The sequence below is a fragment of the Klebsiella sp. AqSCr genome (assembly GCF_008452795.1).
GTDB classification, from domain to species: domain Bacteria; phylum Pseudomonadota; class Gammaproteobacteria; order Enterobacterales; family Enterobacteriaceae; genus Klebsiella; species Klebsiella pneumoniae.
In genome coordinates this window covers 94,132-108,967 of the sequence record NZ_MJDM01000006.1, presented here as the reverse complement: position 1 = coordinate 108,967, position 14,836 = coordinate 94,132, and the positions used below count along the sequence as shown (strand labels likewise).

The following is a 14,836-nucleotide window of genomic DNA, read 5'->3' as shown; positions in this document are numbered from 1 at the left end:
TAGTATGGTTTTTGAGCTGTGCATAACCCTTCATTCTGATCCCAGCTTATACGGACCAGGATCACCGATCATTCACAGATAGTGATCCTTCTTAAGCTTTTGATCTTACTTCGCGGATCCGACTTATCCACAAAGAGAGTCGATCCTAATAAGAGATCACAATAGAACAGATCTCTATATAAAGATCTTCTTTTTAATACTCAGGATCCCGGAGTCTTTCTCGAAAGACGAAAGTTGAGTAGAATCCACGGCCCGGGCTTCAATCCATTTTCATACCGCTTTATGCGAGGCAGACCACCATGTTTTATCAGGATCCTTTTGACGTCATTATCATTGGCGGGGGTCATGCAGGCACTGAGGCCGCAATGGCCGCAGCGCGTATGGGTCAACAAACCCTGCTTTTGACACACAATATCGACACGCTGGGGCAAATGAGTTGCAACCCGGCGATTGGCGGCATTGGGAAAGGACACCTGGTAAAAGAAGTGGATGCGCTCGGCGGTTTGATGGCCAAAGCGATCGATCAGGCGGGTATTCAGTTTAGGATACTAAACGCCAGCAAAGGACCGGCAGTACGCGCCACCCGCGCCCAGGCTGACCGCGTGCTTTATCGTCAGGCAGTACGTACCGCACTGGAGAACCAGCCGAACCTGATGATCTTCCAGCAGGCGGTTGAAGATCTGATTGTCGAAAACGATCGCGTCGTGGGCGCCGTCACCCAGATGGGCCTCAAATTCCGCGCTAAAGCGGTAGTGCTGACCGTCGGGACCTTCCTTGACGGCAAAATCCATATTGGTCTGGACAACTACAGCGGCGGCCGCGCCGGCGATCCGCCGTCTATCCCGCTGTCTCGTCGTCTGCGTGAATTGCCTCTGCGCGTAAGTCGTCTGAAAACCGGTACTCCGCCGCGTATTGACGCGCGCACCATCGATTTCAGCGTGCTGGCGCAGCAGCATGGCGATAACCCGATGCCGGTCTTCTCGTTCATGGGATCCGCGGATCAGCATCCGCGCCAGGTACCGTGCTATATCACCCACACTAACGAGAAAACCCACGATGTGATCCGCAATAACCTCGATCGCAGTCCTATGTACGCTGGAGTGATCGAAGGGATCGGACCTCGCTATTGCCCGTCGATCGAAGACAAAGTCATGCGCTTTGCCGATCGCAACCAGCATCAGATCTTCCTCGAGCCGGAAGGACTGACCTCAAACGAAATTTATCCGAACGGTATATCCACCAGCCTGCCCTTTGATGTGCAAATGCAAATCGTCCGCTCGATGCAGGGGATGGAGAATGCGCGGATCGTCCGTCCAGGCTACGCTATTGAGTACGATTTCTTCGACCCGCGCGATCTGAAGCCAACGCTTGAGAGCAAATTTATTCAGGGTCTGTTCTTCGCCGGCCAAATCAACGGTACCACCGGTTATGAAGAGGCGGCGGCTCAGGGGCTGCTGGCCGGACTTAACGCCGCCCGCTTCTCTGCGGAAAAAGAGGGCTGGGCGCCGCGTCGCGATCAGGCTTACCTCGGCGTGCTGGTAGATGACCTCTGCACCTTGGGTACCAAAGAACCGTACCGCATGTTTACTTCCCGCGCTGAATATCGTCTGATGCTGCGCGAAGACAACGCCGATTTGCGTTTGACCGAACAGGGGCGCGAGCTGGGTCTGGTGGATGACGAACGCTGGGCGCGCTACAACGAGAAGCTGGAAAGCATCGAACGTGAACGCCAGCGTCTGAAATCCACCTGGGTGAATCCGCAGGCAGAGAGCGCCAACGAAGTGAACGCTCACCTGACCGCGCCGTTGTCGCGTGAAGCCAGTGGCGAAGATCTGCTGCGTCGTCCGGAAATGACCTACGAACAGCTGGTTCAACTCTCGCCATTCACCCCGGGACTGGAAGATCGTCAGGCGGCTGAACAGGTAGAGATCCAGGTGAAGTATGAGGGCTATATCGCGCGCCAGCAGGATGAGATTGAGAAACAACAGCGCAATGAGAATACCTTGCTGCCAGCGACCCTCGACTACCGCCAGGTCACTGGGCTGTCTAACGAGGTGATTGCCAAACTGAACGACCATAAACCGTCGTCGATAGGGCAGGCGTCACGTATCTCCGGGATCACCCCGGCGGCGATCTCTATTTTGCTGGTTTGGCTGAAAAAGCAGGGGATGCTGCGCCGCAGCGCCTGATTGCGGCTGCCTGCCGCGCTGATTTCCCAGTTGCATAATCAGCGTTCGCCTTTATCATTCATAGCCCGGTAAGCGTTAGCGCCTCCGGGCTCATTATTTTTTGAAGGTACTTACCGTGCTCAACAAACTTTCTCGTCTGCTGGATGAAGCGGGTATTTCGCTCACCGATCACCAGAAAAATCAGCTGGTGGCTTACGTCGGACTGCTCGATAAGTGGAACAAAGCCTATAACCTGACTTCCGTTCGCGATCCGAATGAGATGCTGGTGCGTCATATTCTCGACAGCATCATCGTGGCGCCTTATCTGCAGGGCTCGCGCTTTATCGATGTTGGTACGGGCCCGGGGTTGCCGGGGATCCCGTTGGCCATCGTATGTCCGGAGTCACATTTCACCCTGCTGGACAGCCTTGGCAAGCGCGTGCGCTTCCTGCGTCAGGTGCAGCACGAGCTGAAGCTGGATAACGTCACCCCGGTGCAGAGCCGCGTGGAAGCCTTCCCGGCCGAGCCGCCGTTTGATGGCGTGATAAGCCGCGCTTTCGCATCGCTTAATGATATGGTGAGCTGGTGCCATCATCTGCCGGCAGCGAATGGTCACTTCTATGCGCTCAAAGGGTTAGCGCAAAAAGAAGAAATGGAAAGTCTGCCGGAAGGGTATGACATTGTCGAGGTGATTGAGCTGCATGTTCCTCGGTTGGAAGGGGAGCGGCACCTGGTGGTGATTAAGCCAAAATCGAGTTAATTTTTATCAAAAAATGTGGAAAAAATGTGGCCCGCGCATGTTACAAAAATAAAGGACGTCCCCCGATATTAACGGGCTGCATTTAACCTTGTTTTTACTAAGGCTTTTCTTGCAGTTAACTTAGCGTAAGTGATTAACTGACAAAATAGTCAACTTTGAAAATATCAGGGTGCTAAAAATCGACAATGATGAACAGCATAGTGATGTTAAATTTTTATTATAAATGTCAATAAAAGGTTTTTATTGTATGTGAGGTTGTTTTAGATAATGTCCTCACTTTTTATCTTGAATATCAAAAGCATGAAAAATAGTGTTTTATGTCCTTGATTCATTAAAGGGCGCTTGAAATGTTTATTATGTGATCTGATGCACGCTTTAATTGCCGTGTTTCCTCGTTATTTGCAGTTTTGTATGACCGCTCACAGAACGCTGAAATGCACGGAAAGTTGTCCGTTGGAAAATAATTAAACATTTATTCACTATTTTGCTACTTATTGTTTGAAATCACGGGGCGTCACCGTATAATTTGTCCGCTTTTTGATGCTTGACTCTTCGTCTTAAAGGACGTTTTATACGACACGCGACATACCTCAAAGGGAGCAGGAGTAAAAACGTGATGTCAGTGTCGCTCTTGAGTCGAAACGTTGCTCGCAAGCTTCTGTTTATTCAGTTACTGGCAGTAATGGCAAGTGGACTGCTGTTCAGCCTCAAAGACCCCTTCTGGGGCATTTCCGCTGTATGCGGCGGTTTGGCAGTGGTCTTGCCAAATCTGATGTTTATAATTTTTGCCTGGCGTCATCAGGCGCATACACCAGCAAAAGGCCGTGTGGCCTGGACCTTCGCCTTCGGTGAAGCCTTCAAGGTGTTGCTGACCTTCGCCCTTCTGGCGGTGGCGCTGGCCGTTTTAAAAGTGGTATTTTTGCCACTGATCGTGACGTGGGTTTTGGTGCTGGTGGTACAAGTTCTGGCGCCAGCTGTAATTAACAACAAAGGGTAAAGGCATCATGGCTTCAGAAAATATGACGCCGCAGGATTACATAGGACACCATCTGAACAACCTTCAGTTGGACCTGCGTACATTCTCGCTGGTGGATCCGCACAACCACACAGCCACCTTCTGGACGCTCAACATTGACTCCATGTTCTTCTCGGTGGTTCTCGGTCTGCTGTTCCTTGCCATGTTCCGTAGCGTTGCTAAGAAAGCGACCAGCGGCGTACCAGGGAAATTCCAAACCTTCATCGAAATGATCATCGGCTTCGTCCATGGCAGCGTCAAAGACATGTACCATGGCAAGAGCAAGGTTATCGCGCCGCTGGCGCTGACCGTGTTCGTCTGGGTCTTCCTGATGAACCTGATGGACCTGCTGCCAATCGACCTGCTTCCTTATATCGGCGAACACATTTTCGGCCTGCCAGCACTGCGCGTGGTTCCGTCTGCCGACGTGAACATCACCCTGTCGATGGCGCTTGGCGTGTTCATCCTGATTATTTTCTACAGCATCAAAATGAAAGGCGTTGGTGGGTTCGTTAAAGAACTGACCATGCAGCCGTTCAATCACTGGGCGTTCATTCCTGTCAACTTAATCCTTGAAGGGGTAAGCCTGCTGTCCAAACCGGTCTCTCTCGGTCTGCGACTGTTCGGCAACATGTATGCCGGTGAGCTGATTTTCATTCTGATTGCTGGTCTGTTGCCGTGGTGGTCACAGTGGGTTCTGAATGTGCCTTGGGCCATTTTCCACATCCTGATTATTACGCTGCAAGCCTTCATCTTCATGGTTCTGACGATTGTCTATCTGTCGATGGCATCTGAAGAGCATTGATTTTTTACCAACACTACTACGTTTTAACTGAAACAAACTGGAGACTGTCATGGAAAACCTGAATATGGATCTGCTGTACATGGCTGCCGCTGTGATGATGGGTCTGGCGGCAATCGGTGCTGCGATCGGTATCGGCATCCTCGGAGGTAAATTCCTGGAAGGCGCAGCGCGTCAGCCGGATCTGATCCCTCTGCTGCGTACTCAGTTCTTTATCGTTATGGGTCTGGTGGATGCTATCCCGATGATCGCTGTAGGTCTGGGTCTGTACGTGATGTTCGCCGTCGCGTAGTAAGTTGTTAGAAACCTAAGCCACAGAGTTAATTAAAGAGGTATTGTGCTGTGAACATGAACGCAACAATCCTCGGCCAGGCCATCGCGTTTGTTATCTTCGTATGGTTCTGCATGAAATACGTATGGCCGCCTTTAATGGCTGCCATCGAAAAACGCCAGAAAGAAATTTCTGACGGTTTAGCTTCTGCAGAACGCGCTAAGAAAGATTTGGACCTTGCACAGGCCAACGCGACCGACCAGCTGAAAAAAGCGAAAGCGGAAGCCCAGGTAATCATTGAGCAGGCGAACAAGCGCCGCTCTCAGATTCTGGACGAAGCTAAAGCTGAAGCAGAACAGGAACGCACCAAAATCGTTGCACAAGCGCAGGCTGAAATTGATGCTGAGCGTAAACGTGCACGCGAGGAGCTGCGTAAGCAGGTCGCTATCCTGGCTGTTGCTGGCGCCGAGAAGATCATCGAACGTTCCGTGGATGAAGCTGCTAACAGCGACATCGTGGATAAACTTGTCGCTGAACTGTAAGGAGGGAGGGGCTGATGTCTGAATTTGTAACGGTAGCTCGCCCCTACGCCAAAGCAGCTTTTGACTTTGCCGTCGAACACAACAGTGTTGAACGCTGGCAGGATATGCTGGCGTTTGCCGCCGAAGTGACCAAAAACGACCAAATGGCAGAGCTTCTCTCCGGTGCTTTGGCGCCGGAAACGCTCTCAGAAGCGTTTATCGCTATCTGCGGCGAGCAACTCGACGAAAATGGCCAGAACCTGATTAAGGTGATGGCGGAAAATAATCGTCTGAAGGTGCTCCCGGACGTTCTTGAGCAATTCATTCACCTGCGCGCGGCCAGTGAGGCCATCGCAGAGGTAGAAGTAATATCTGCCAACCAACTGAGTGATGAACAGCTTGCCAGGATCGTCAGCGCGATGGAAAAACGTCTGTCACGCAAAGTTAAGCTGAATTGCAAAATCGATAAGTCTGTTATGGCAGGTATTATCATCCGTGCGGGTGATATGGTCATTGATGGCAGCGTACGCGGCCGTCTTGAGCGCCTTGCAGACGTCTTGCAGTCTTAAGGGGACTGGAGCATGCAACTGAATTCCACCGAAATCAGCGAACTGATCAAGCAGCGCATTGCTCAGTTCAATGTTGTGAGCGAAGCTCATAACGAAGGTACTATTGTTTCTGTAAGTGACGGTGTTATCCGCATCCACGGCCTTGCCGAATGTATGCAGGGCGAGATGATCTCCCTGCCGGGTAACCGTTACGCTATCGCACTGAACCTGGAGCGCGACTCCGTAGGTGCGGTGGTAATGGGTCCGTACGCTGACCTCGCCGAAGGCATGAAGGTGAAATGTACTGGCCGTATCCTGGAAGTTCCGGTAGGCCGTGGCCTGCTGGGCCGCGTGGTTAACACCCTGGGCGCGCCAATTGATGGTAAAGGTCCGCTGGAAAACGACGGTTTCTCCGCCGTTGAAGCGATCGCGCCGGGCGTAATCGAACGTCAGTCCGTCGATCAGCCGGTACAGACCGGTTACAAATCCGTTGACGCCATGATCCCAATCGGTCGTGGTCAGCGTGAACTGATCATCGGCGACCGTCAGACCGGTAAAACTGCGCTGGCTATCGATGCCATCATCAACCAGCGTGATTCCGGCATCAAGTGCGTCTATGTCGCTATCGGTCAGAAAGCGTCCACCATCTCTAACGTGGTGCGTAAACTGGAAGAGCACGGCGCGCTGGCTAACACCATCGTAGTGGTAGCGACTGCATCTGAATCTGCTGCACTGCAATACCTGGCGCCATACGCTGGTTGCGCAATGGGCGAATACTTCCGCGACCGCGGTGAAGATGCGCTGATCGTTTACGATGATCTGTCTAAACAGGCTGTTGCTTATCGCCAGATCTCCCTGCTGCTCCGTCGTCCGCCTGGACGTGAAGCGTTCCCGGGCGACGTATTCTACCTCCACTCTCGTCTGCTGGAGCGTGCTGCGCGTGTTAACGCCGAATACGTTGAAGCCTTCACCAAAGGTGAAGTGAAAGGGAAAACCGGTTCTCTGACCGCGCTGCCGATTATCGAAACGCAGGCGGGTGACGTTTCCGCATTCGTTCCGACCAACGTAATCTCTATTACCGATGGTCAGATCTTCCTGGAAACCAACCTGTTTAACGCCGGTATTCGTCCTGCGGTTAACCCGGGTATCTCCGTATCCCGTGTTGGTGGTGCAGCGCAGACCAAGATCATGAAGAAACTGTCCGGTGGTATCCGTACCGCGCTGGCGCAGTATCGTGAACTGGCGGCGTTCTCCCAGTTTGCATCCGACCTTGACGATGCAACCCGCAAACAGCTGGACCACGGTCAGAAAGTGACCGAGCTGCTGAAACAGAAACAGTATGCGCCGATGTCCGTCGCGCAGCAGTCTCTGGTTCTGTTCGCAGCAGAACGTGGTTACCTGGCTGATGTAGAACTGGCGAAAATCGGTAGCTTCGAAGCCGCTCTGCTGGCTTACGTCGACCGTGATCACGCTCCGCTGATGCAAGAGATTAACCAGTCCGGTGGCTATAACGACGAAATCGAAGGCAAGCTGAAAGGCATCCTCGATTCCTTCAAAGCAACCCAGTCCTGGTAACGTCTGGCGGTCTGTCTTAGGGCAGGCCGCAAGGCATTGAGGAGAAGCTCATGGCCGGCGCAAAAGAGATACGTAGTAAGATCGCAAGCGTCCAGAACACGCAAAAGATCACTAAAGCGATGGAGATGGTCGCCGCTTCCAAAATGCGTAAATCGCAGGAGCGCATGGCGGCCAGCCGTCCTTACGCAGATACTATGCGCAAAGTGATTGGTCACCTTGCGAACGGTAATCTGGAATACAAGCACCCTTACCTGGAAGAACGCGACGTTAAGCGCGTGGGCTACCTGGTGGTGTCGACCGACCGTGGTCTGTGCGGCGGCTTGAACATTAACCTGTTCAAGAAACTGCTGGCGGAAATGAAAGCATGGTCCGATAAAGGCGTTCAGTGCGACCTCGCAATGATCGGCTCTAAGGGCGTTTCTTTCTTTAACTCCGTGGGCGGCAACGTGGTTGCACAGGTGACCGGTATGGGGGATAACCCATCCCTGTCCGAACTGATCGGCCCGGTAAAAGTGATGTTGCAGGCCTATGATGAAGGCCGTCTGGACAAGCTGTACGTTGTCAGCAACAAATTTATTAACACCATGTCTCAGGTTCCGACGATCACTCAGCTGCTGCCGTTACCGGCATCAGAAGATGCTGATCTGAAACGTAAATCCTGGGATTACCTGTATGAGCCCGATCCGAAAGCGCTGCTGGATACCCTCCTGCGCCGCTACGTCGAATCTCAGGTTTATCAGGGCGTGGTTGAAAACCTGGCCAGCGAGCAGGCCGCCCGTATGGTGGCGATGAAAGCCGCGACCGATAATGGCGGCAGCCTGATTAAAGAGCTGCAGTTGGTATACAACAAAGCTCGTCAGGCCAGCATTACTCAGGAACTCACCGAGATCGTCTCGGGGGCCGCCGCGGTTTAACCAGGTTATTTCGTAGAGGATTTAAGATGGCTACTGGAAAGATTGTCCAGGTAATCGGCGCCGTGGTCGACGTCGAGTTCCCTCAGGATGCCGTACCACGCGTGTACGAAGCCCTTGAGGTACAGAATGGTAATGAAGTTCTGGTGCTGGAAGTTCAGCAGCAGCTGGGCGGCGGTATCGTACGTACCATCGCCATGGGTTCTTCTGATGGTCTGCGCCGCGGTCTGGATGTAAAAGACCTCGAGCACCCGATCGAAGTCCCGGTAGGTAAAGCAACGCTGGGTCGTATCATGAACGTACTGGGTCAACCGGTTGACATGAAAGGCGACATCGGCGAAGAAGAGCGTTGGGCTATCCACCGCGCGGCACCGTCCTATGAAGAGCTGTCCAGCTCTCAGGAACTGCTGGAAACCGGTATCAAAGTTATCGACCTGATGTGTCCGTTCGCCAAGGGCGGTAAAGTTGGTCTGTTCGGCGGTGCGGGTGTAGGTAAAACTGTAAACATGATGGAGCTGATCCGTAACATCGCGATCGAGCACTCCGGTTACTCTGTGTTTGCGGGCGTAGGTGAGCGTACTCGTGAGGGTAACGACTTCTACCACGAAATGACCGACTCCAACGTTATCGATAAAGTATCCCTGGTGTACGGCCAGATGAACGAGCCGCCGGGAAACCGTCTGCGCGTTGCGCTGACCGGCCTGACCATGGCTGAGAAATTCCGTGACGAAGGTCGTGACGTACTGCTGTTCGTCGATAACATCTATCGTTACACCCTGGCCGGTACTGAAGTATCCGCGCTGCTGGGTCGTATGCCTTCAGCGGTAGGTTATCAGCCGACCCTGGCGGAAGAGATGGGCGTTCTGCAGGAACGTATCACCTCCACCAAAACCGGTTCTATCACCTCCGTACAGGCGGTATACGTACCGGCGGATGACTTAACTGACCCATCCCCAGCCACTACCTTTGCTCACTTAGATGCAACCGTAGTACTGAGCCGTCAGATCGCATCCCTGGGTATCTACCCGGCCGTTGACCCGCTGGATTCCACCAGCCGTCAGCTGGATCCGCTGGTTGTTGGTCAGGAACACTACGACACCGCGCGTGGCGTTCAGTCCATCCTGCAGCGTTATCAGGAACTGAAAGACATTATCGCCATCCTCGGTATGGACGAACTGTCTGAAGAAGACAAACTGGTGGTAGCTCGCGCGCGTAAGATCCAGCGCTTCCTGTCCCAGCCGTTCTTCGTGGCAGAAGTCTTTACCGGTTCTCCGGGCAAATACGTGGCGCTGAAAGACACCATCCGTGGCTTTAAAGGCATCATGGAAGGCGAATACGATCACCTGCCAGAGCAGGCGTTCTACATGGTCGGTTCCATCGACGAAGCCGTGGAAAAAGCCAAAAAACTTTAACGCCTTAATCGGAGGGTGATATGGCAATGACTTACCACCTGGACGTCGTCAGCGCAGAGCAACAAATGTTCTCTGGTCTGGTCGAAAAAATCCAGGTAACGGGTAGCGAAGGTGAACTGGGTATTTACCCGGGCCACGCGCCGCTGCTCACCGCCATTAAGCCTGGTATGATTCGCATCGTTAAACAGCACGGTCATGAAGAGTTTATCTATCTGTCCGGCGGCATTCTTGAAGTGCAGCCTGGCAGCGTGACCGTCCTGGCGGATACCGCAATTCGCGGTCAGGACCTCGACGAAGCGCGAGCGCTGGAAGCGAAACGCAAAGCGGAAGAGCACATTAAGAGCTCTCACGGCGATGTGGATTACGCTCAGGCGTCTGCGGAACTGGCCAAAGCGATCGCTAAACTGCGCGTTATCGAGTTGACCAAAAAAGCGATGTAACACCGGCTTGAACGTAAAAAGCCAGTCTGGGTTCCAGGCTGGCTTTTTTTATTGCCCGCTGCTGACGAGCGGATGAAGTGAAAACAGTATTCACCCTTAATTGTTATTGATTAGTTAAATGATGAGGCGTAAACTCTTTTTATGTGATGCATATCACAAAAAAGAGCGTTATAAACTGCACCTGCGTCAGGAAATCATCATGAAACTGTTCCATAAAATCATCGCTAAATTTAGCGTCCTGAGCTTCTAAGCTCCGCGCTATCTCGCCCGCTGACACGGCGTATCGCCCATCAAAACGACAACACTGGCGATGAGAAACCGGGAAAAGAAGGTCACCTGATAGGTGGCCTTTCGTTTTTTATGGATAGCATCAATCACTTTACCGCCCTCCCCCGCCAGCGACTGGCGAATATTTATCCAGGTTCTTCCCGCTGTGGGGGCTGATAAACGCCTGCCGCTGCGGCTTTATTCAGGTGGCGAAAAAACAGCAAAAGCAGTGAGATAGTTAATGATTCTCCACCCCGCCCTCCTTTTTCAGCGTTAAACTGATTTGCAGTGGTTAAAAATAGCGTCATAAAATGGGGTAAAACAGTGAGCCTGGACGTTTTCTCCACGTCTCGTTTTATGATGAAAAATATGTAGAAATTTCAACGTGAAAGGCTTTTACTTTTCGTTCTAACTACCGTCAGGATGAGTATGTCAAATAGTGCGATGAGCGTGGTTATCCTTGCTGCAGGCAAAGGGACCCGCATGTATTCCGATCTTCCTAAGGTGCTGCATACCCTGGCCGGGAAGCCAATGGTGCAGCATGTCATTGATGCCGCTAACGATTTAGGCGCATGTGCGGTACACCTGGTATACGGCCACGGCGGCGATCTGCTGCGTCAGACTCTGCATGAAGACAACCTGAACTGGGTGCTGCAGGCCGAGCAGCTCGGAACCGGGCACGCTATGCAGCAGGCGGCGCCATTCTTCAATGATGATGAAGACATCCTGATGCTCTATGGCGACGTGCCGCTGATCTCCGTTGAGACGCTACAGCGCCTGCGCGCCGCGAAACCACAGGGTGGGATTGGTCTGTTAACGGTGAAGCTGGATGACCCAACCGGCTATGGCCGCATTACCCGTGAAAATGGCCAAGTGACGGGCATCGTTGAGCACAAAGATGCCAGCGAGGCCCAGCGCCAGATCCAGGAAATCAACACCGGGATCCTGATCGCCGGCGGAGCGGATCTAAAGCGCTGGCTGGCGAAACTCACCAATAACAACGCTCAGGGCGAATACTACATCACCGATATCATCGCCATGGCGCACCAGGAAGGACACCAGATCGTCGCAGTGCATCCGCAGCGCCTGAGCGAAGTCGAAGGCGTCAACAACCGCCTGCAGCTTGCGCGCCTGGAGCGCGTCTACCAGGCGGAGCAGGCGGAAAAGCTGCTGCTGGCGGGCGTGATGCTGCGCGATCCGGCGCGTTTCGATCTGCGCGGTACGCTGCAGCACGGGCGCGATGTAGAGATCGATACTAACGTTATTCTGGAAGGCAACGTGGTGCTGGGCGATCGAGTGAAAATCGGCGCCGGCTGCGTGATCAAAAACAGCACCATCGGCGATGACTGCGAAATTAGCCCCTACAGCGTGGTGGAAGATGCCCAGCTGCAGGCGGCCTGCACCATCGGTCCATTTGCCCGTCTGCGCCCGGGCGCCGAACTGCTGGAAGGCGCCCACGTTGGTAACTTCGTGGAAATGAAAAAAGCGCGTCTCGGGAAAGGCTCCAAGGCGGGTCATCTGACCTATCTGGGCGATGCGGAGATTGGCGATAACGTCAATATCGGCGCGGGCACCATCACCTGCAACTACGATGGTGCGAACAAGCATAAAACGATTATTGGCGATGATGTCTTTGTCGGCTCGGATACCCAGCTGGTGGCGCCAGTCACGGTAGGCAATGGCGTTACTATCGCCGCCGGCACCACCGTTACGCGCAATATCGCCGATAACGAGCTGGTGTTGAGCCGCGTACCGCAGGTCCACAAACAGGGCTGGCAGCGTCCGGTGAAGAAGAAATAATTTGGATTATCGCCGGGGAAATTTTCCCGGCGAACCAGGATGAGAGGGTCAACATAGATCCCCGTCCGCAGGCAGTACCATAACAATAACCCCACTCTCTACAAGGCTCGGGGCGCCCGGAAAACGGGCAAATACAGGTCAGCGACAACGCATGGCATATCGCCATTATCAGGAAATTTAACTATGTGTGGAATTGTTGGCGCAGTCGCGCAGCGTGATATTGCTGAAATCCTTCTCGAAGGTTTACGTCGTCTGGAATACCGTGGCTATGACTCTGCCGGTCTGGCAGTGGTCGACAGCGAAGGTCATATGACCCGCGTGCGTCGCCTGGGTAAAGTTCAGATGCTGGCTCAGGCGGTAGAAGAGCAACCGTTACACGGTGGTACCGGGATCGCCCATACTCGTTGGGCGACGCACGGCGAACCGTCTGAGAGCAATGCGCATCCGCATGTTTCTGAACACATTGTGGTGGTCCATAACGGGATCATCGAAAACCATGAGCCGCTGCGCGCCCTGCTGCAGTCTCGCGGCTATGTCTTCGTCACCGAGACCGATACCGAAGTTATTGCCCATCTGGTGCACTGGGAGCTGGAACAAGGCGGTACCTTGCGTGAAGCCGTCCTGCGCGCTATCCCGCAGCTGCGCGGCGCTTACGGTACGGTGATCATGGATACCCGTGACCCGGGAACTCTGCTGGCGGCCCGCTCCGGTAGCCCGCTGGTAATTGGCCTGGGGATGGGTGAAAACTTTATCGCTTCCGACCAGCTGGCATTGCTGCCAGTTACCCGCCGCTTCATCTTCCTCGAAGAAGGCGATATCGCGGAAGTGACTCGCCGTTCGGTGGTGATTTTTGATAAGTCCGCTGCGCAAGTGAAGCGCCAGGAGATCGAATCCAATCTGCAGTATGACGCTGGCGATAAAGGTATCTACCGCCACTATATGCAGAAAGAGATTTTCGAGCAGCCGAACGCGATTAAGAACACCCTGACCGGGCGCATCAGCCATGGCGAAGTGGATCTCAGCGAGCTGGGGCCGAACGCCAATGAAATGCTGGCTCAGGTTGAACATATTCAGATTGTTGCCTGCGGGACTTCCTATAACTCCGGGATGGTCTCCCGCTACTGGTTCGAAGCGTTAGCCGGCGTCCCGTGCGATGTGGAAATCGCCTCCGAATTCCGCTATCGCAAGTCCGCAGTGCGTCGCAATAGCCTGATGATCACCCTCTCCCAGTCCGGTGAAACCGCCGATACCCTGGCGGCGCTGCGTCTGTCGAAAGAGCTGGGCTATCTCGGCTCGCTGGCCATCTGCAACGTGCCGGGCTCGTCGCTGGTGCGCGAGTCCGATCTGGCGCTGATGACCAAAGCCGGAACGGAAATCGGCGTGGCCTCGACCAAAGCCTTTACCACTCAGCTAACCGTGCTGTTGATGCTGGTGGCGAAACTGGCGCGACTGAAAGGTCAGGATGCGTCTATCGAGCATGATATCGTGCACGGCCTTCAGGCTCTGCCGAACCGTATCGAGCAGATGCTCTCCCAGGACAAGCGTATTGAGCAGCTGGCAGAGCGCTTCTCTGATAAGCACCATGCGCTGTTCCTTGGCCGTGGCGATCAGTATCCGATCGCTATGGAAGGGGCGCTGAAGCTGAAAGAGATCTCCTACATTCACGCGGAAGCCTATGCGGCGGGCGAGCTTAAGCACGGCCCACTGGCGCTGATTGATGCGGAAATGCCGGTGATTGTGGTGGCGCCGAACAACGAACTGCTGGAAAAACTGAAATCCAACATCGAAGAGGTTCGTGCCCGCGGCGGTGAACTATACGTCTTCGCCGACGGTGAAGCCGGCTTCAACGGTAGCGATAACATGCACATCATTGAGATGCCGCATGTGGAAGAGACCATCGCCCCTATCTTCTATACGGTTCCGCTGCAGCTGTTGGCTTATCACGTCGCGCTGATCAAAGGCACTGACGTTGACCAGCCGCGTAACCTGGCGAAATCGGTAACGGTTGAGTAAAGCATCCTATCCTGCAAAGGGCTGCCGACGGCGGCCCTTTTTATTTGCACCTGCTGTTTTCCACCGATTACGTGCGTAATATTTTGGCTGGCGGTAGATGACAAACGATCGTTTTACGGTCCGATTTCGCCGTCATAAAAAGAAAATTATTTTGACATTGCACGGTCATGATTAAAGATAACCATCTGAGTTATAAGCGTATTATTTGGCGTAAAATCCACTCTCCCGGCCTGTCATAAAACTGTCATAATTCGTACATTTTACTGTCACCTCTTTGACCTATTTTGCTCACCATAGCCTCGAAACAATGATTTACGAATCCCAGCAGGAGAC

Annotated in this window: 13 protein-coding genes; all 13 read left to right on the top strand. The window is 53.5% G+C overall.

What is annotated here, in order from left to right; all coding sequences use genetic code 11:
• Positions 1-299: 299 nt before the first annotated feature.
• The 13 genes from mnmG to glmS all read left to right on the top strand — a co-directional run bounded on the left by mnmG (position 300) and on the right by glmS (position 14,503).
• Entirely contained in the window at positions 300-2,189 is a 1,890-nt protein-coding gene (mnmG, locus tag BHE81_RS22865) for a tRNA uridine-5-carboxymethylaminomethyl(34) synthesis enzyme MnmG (protein ID WP_004144989.1), read from the top strand.
• Positions 2,190-2,304: 115 nt separating this feature from the next.
• Positions 2,305-2,928, top strand: coding sequence for a 16S rRNA (guanine(527)-N(7))-methyltransferase RsmG (rsmG, locus tag BHE81_RS22860; protein ID WP_004151554.1), 624 nt, complete (start codon positions 2,305-2,307; stop codon positions 2,926-2,928).
• A gap of 616 nt (positions 2,929-3,544) precedes the next feature.
• Positions 3,545-3,925, top strand: coding sequence for a F0F1 ATP synthase subunit I (atpI, locus tag BHE81_RS22855; RefSeq protein ID WP_004144991.1), 381 nt, complete (start codon positions 3,545-3,547; stop codon positions 3,923-3,925).
• Between the two features lie 7 nt (positions 3,926-3,932).
• Positions 3,933-4,748 (top strand): F0F1 ATP synthase subunit A, encoded by an 816-nt coding sequence (gene atpB / locus BHE81_RS22850; protein WP_004151552.1) that lies wholly within the window; start codon positions 3,933-3,935, stop codon positions 4,746-4,748.
• Between the two features lie 49 nt (positions 4,749-4,797).
• Positions 4,798-5,037 (top strand): F0F1 ATP synthase subunit C, encoded by a 240-nt coding sequence (atpE, locus tag BHE81_RS22845; RefSeq protein ID WP_000429386.1) that lies wholly within the window; start codon positions 4,798-4,800, stop codon positions 5,035-5,037.
• A gap of 50 nt (positions 5,038-5,087) precedes the next feature.
• Entirely contained in the window at positions 5,088-5,558 is a 471-nt protein-coding gene (gene atpF, locus BHE81_RS22840; RefSeq protein WP_004107293.1) for a F0F1 ATP synthase subunit B, read from the top strand.
• Positions 5,559-5,572: 14 nt separating this feature from the next.
• The gene (gene atpH / locus BHE81_RS22835; protein ID WP_004144994.1) at positions 5,573-6,106 is read left to right on the top strand and encodes a F0F1 ATP synthase subunit delta; all 534 of its coding nucleotides are present in this window, start codon (positions 5,573-5,575) and stop codon (positions 6,104-6,106) included.
• A gap of 12 nt (positions 6,107-6,118) precedes the next feature.
• Complete coding sequence (atpA, locus tag BHE81_RS22830) at positions 6,119-7,660, top strand: F0F1 ATP synthase subunit alpha (RefSeq protein WP_004144995.1); 1,542 nt, start codon at positions 6,119-6,121, stop codon at positions 7,658-7,660.
• A 50-nt stretch (positions 7,661-7,710) separates the two neighbouring features.
• Positions 7,711-8,574, top strand: coding sequence for a F0F1 ATP synthase subunit gamma (gene atpG, locus BHE81_RS22825; protein WP_004144996.1), 864 nt, complete (start codon positions 7,711-7,713; stop codon positions 8,572-8,574).
• A gap of 26 nt (positions 8,575-8,600) precedes the next feature.
• The gene (atpD, locus tag BHE81_RS22820) at positions 8,601-9,983 is read left to right on the top strand and encodes a F0F1 ATP synthase subunit beta (RefSeq protein WP_004144997.1); all 1,383 of its coding nucleotides are present in this window, start codon (positions 8,601-8,603) and stop codon (positions 9,981-9,983) included.
• A 20-nt stretch (positions 9,984-10,003) separates the two neighbouring features.
• The gene (locus BHE81_RS22815; RefSeq protein ID WP_001251971.1) at positions 10,004-10,423 is read left to right on the top strand and encodes a F0F1 ATP synthase subunit epsilon; all 420 of its coding nucleotides are present in this window, start codon (positions 10,004-10,006) and stop codon (positions 10,421-10,423) included.
• Between the two features lie 696 nt (positions 10,424-11,119).
• Entirely contained in the window at positions 11,120-12,490 is a 1,371-nt protein-coding gene (gene glmU / locus BHE81_RS22805) for a bifunctional UDP-N-acetylglucosamine diphosphorylase/glucosamine-1-phosphate N-acetyltransferase GlmU (protein WP_004173839.1), read from the top strand.
• 183 nt (positions 12,491-12,673) lie between these two features.
• Positions 12,674-14,503 (top strand): glutamine--fructose-6-phosphate transaminase (isomerizing), encoded by a 1,830-nt coding sequence (gene glmS / locus BHE81_RS22800; RefSeq protein WP_004150309.1) that lies wholly within the window; start codon positions 12,674-12,676, stop codon positions 14,501-14,503.
• The last annotated feature ends 333 nt before the right edge of the window (positions 14,504-14,836 follow it).

Coding starts and splice junctions, on each gene's coding strand:
- mnmG (WP_004144989.1), top strand. CDS start 300: ATGTTTTATCAGGATCCTTTTGACGTCATTATCATTGGCGGGGGTCAT.
- atpI (WP_004144991.1), top strand. CDS start 3,545: ATGTCAGTGTCGCTCTTGAGTCGAAACGTTGCTCGCAAGCTTCTGTTT.
- atpB (WP_004151552.1), top strand. CDS start 3,933: ATGGCTTCAGAAAATATGACGCCGCAGGATTACATAGGACACCATCTG.
- atpE (WP_000429386.1), top strand. CDS start 4,798: ATGGAAAACCTGAATATGGATCTGCTGTACATGGCTGCCGCTGTGATG.
- atpH (WP_004144994.1), top strand. CDS start 5,573: ATGTCTGAATTTGTAACGGTAGCTCGCCCCTACGCCAAAGCAGCTTTT.
- atpA (WP_004144995.1), top strand. CDS start 6,119: ATGCAACTGAATTCCACCGAAATCAGCGAACTGATCAAGCAGCGCATT.
- atpG (WP_004144996.1), top strand. CDS start 7,711: ATGGCCGGCGCAAAAGAGATACGTAGTAAGATCGCAAGCGTCCAGAAC.
- atpD (WP_004144997.1), top strand. CDS start 8,601: ATGGCTACTGGAAAGATTGTCCAGGTAATCGGCGCCGTGGTCGACGTC.
- BHE81_RS22815 (WP_001251971.1), top strand. CDS start 10,004: ATGGCAATGACTTACCACCTGGACGTCGTCAGCGCAGAGCAACAAATG.
- glmU (WP_004173839.1), top strand. CDS start 11,120: ATGTCAAATAGTGCGATGAGCGTGGTTATCCTTGCTGCAGGCAAAGGG.
- glmS (WP_004150309.1), top strand. CDS start 12,674: ATGTGTGGAATTGTTGGCGCAGTCGCGCAGCGTGATATTGCTGAAATC.